Genomic DNA, 983 nt, shown 5'->3' with positions numbered 1-983 from the left:
AGTGCTAATGCTAATAGTATAGTTTTAGATAATGTAAAATCAGGTAGAAACCTCACTGCTATTATAGAAGCTGATAATTTAGAAAAAAACACTATAAAATATAATATGGTGCAATCTTTATCCAATGCTTCTAATATAGATAAAGGTTCTAAAATCATTTTAAGAGCTAATGAAAATGCTAATGATAATACTTTAAATATTAAAGATTATTCAAGTGCAGCTAGTTCTAATGTATATATTATTAATGCAAAAAATGAAAGCGCTAATAATACTTTTATCTTTGATAACTTAGCCCTAGGTACAGCTTCTGATAAAAGAGAAGGGGAAATAATAATTAGTGCAGGTATAGCTAAGAATACTCATGATAATTATACTCATATAAATAATTTAAATATAGATGAGTATAAAAACAACAAAGCTATATTTATAAGCGCTTCTGGAATATATAGTGAAAATGATAAAAGCTATAATAATACCTTATATCTAAGTGGTAATACTAATATTTTTAACAATACCAATATAGAAGTATTAGCAGGAAGTTTTTTACAAACTAAAAAAGATAATAACTTTGTATCAAAAGTTCTAACACATAAAAATGGTACTAATAATCATTTAATATTAAATACAAATATAAAAGCAAATACTATTAATAACTTTGATCATTATAGCTTTATCTTAAAAGATGATACTAAAGCTTATTTAAATGCTAAAGAAGTGATTAATCTTTCTAAAGATAGTTCTATTAATGTATATACAAACAATAATGTAAAAAATAAAAGCATTATTTTAATGCAAAGTGAAAAAGGCTTTGTAGATGCAAATAATAAACACTTAAATCAAAAAGACTTACAAAGCTTATTAGAAACTATCACTAAAAACAATCAAAGCTTACATAAAAACATCAAAGCAAAAGTTCAAAAAGCTAAATACACTCTAAGTGTAAGTAAAGATGCAAAAAGCATAGTAGTGAATTTAAATTAAAA

General features: G+C 23.5%; 1 pseudogene. It reads left to right on the top strand.

Going from position 1 to position 983, the window contains the following annotated elements:
• A pseudogene (locus E2O22_RS07960) lies at positions 1 to 981 on the top strand (hypothetical protein); the annotation flags it as partial.
• Positions 982 to 983: the final 2 nt, after the last annotated feature.

It is taken from the genome of Campylobacter lari, assembly GCF_004357905.1.
Lineage (GTDB): Bacteria > Campylobacterota > Campylobacteria > Campylobacterales > Campylobacteraceae > Campylobacter_D > Campylobacter_D lari_D.
Note: the sequence above shows the minus strand (reverse complement) of the source record. Positions and strands in the feature narration are given on the sequence as shown.